Origin of the sequence: Actinomadura rubrisoli, from assembly GCF_004349215.1 — a bacterium.
Lineage (GTDB): Bacteria > Actinomycetota > Actinomycetes > Streptosporangiales > Streptosporangiaceae > Spirillospora > Spirillospora rubrisoli.
Map to the genome: position 1 here is coordinate 1 of NZ_SMKU01000738.1, position 1,001 is coordinate 1,001.

Here is a 1,001-nt window from a genome sequence, read left to right on the forward strand (position 1 = left end):
CGCGCCAGCAGCACCACCGCGTCCCCCCGCGCGTTCGCCGCGCGGGGGGACGCGGTGGTGCTGCTGGCGCGCGGCCGGGCGGGGCTGGACGCCGCGGCCGCCGAGGTGCGGGATCTGGGCGCGGCGGCGCTGCCGGTGGTCGCCGACGTGTCGGACTTCCGGCAGGTGCAGGCCGCGGCCGAGCGCGCCGAGGCCGAGCTGGGTCCGATCGGGGTGTGGGTGAACAACGCGTTCTCCACCGCGTTCGGGGAGTGCCGCCAGGTGGCGCCCGCCGAGTACCGGCGCGTCATCGAGGTGTGCTATCTGGGCGCGGTGCACGGTACGCGGGTGGCGCTGGACCGGATGGTGCCGCGTGGCCGTGGTGTGATCGTGCAGGTGGGGTCGGCGCTGGGGTACCGGGCGGTGCCGTTGCAGTCGGCGTACTGCGCGGCCAAGCATGCCATCCGGGGGTTCACCGAGTCGGTGCGGTGCGAGCTGCTGCATGACGGCAGCGGTGTGGCGATCACGATGGTGCAGTTGCCCGCGGTGAACACCCCGCAGTTCGACTGGGTGCTGTCGCGGCTGCGGCGCCGCGCGCGGCCCGTCCCGCCGATCTACCAGCCGGAGGTCGCCGCGCAGGGGGTGCTGCTGGCCGCCGACCGTCCGCGGCGCAAGGAGTACTGGGTGGGCGGGTCGACGGTGGCGACGTTGCTGGCGCAGCGGGCCGCGCCGGCGCTGCTGGACCGTTACCTGGCGCGGACGGGGTTCTCCTCGCAGCAGACCGGGTCGCGGGAGGATCCGCTGCGTCCGGCGAATCTGTGGCATCCGGTGGACGATGAGGACGACCACGGTGCGCATGGCCGGTTCGATGGCGTCGCCAAGCGCCGCAGCCTGCTGCTGCGTGCCCGGGTGTTGCTCACCGGCCGCGCCTCCCCCGCGCGTCCCCCGGCCGGTGACCACGGGGCGTCGCGTGCCGGGCGCCCCGGCACCTGACCCCGGGGCGCGGTGAGTGGGGTGCGGGG

1 protein-coding gene is annotated in these 1,001 nt (G+C 75.8%); it reads left to right on the forward strand.

The genetic code is table 11. The features are described from left to right. Positions 1-972: SDR family oxidoreductase (locus E1298_RS47205; RefSeq protein ID WP_131903865.1), on the forward strand; the 972-nt coding region annotated here is incomplete at its 5' end. Positions 973-1,001: the final 29 nt, after the last annotated feature.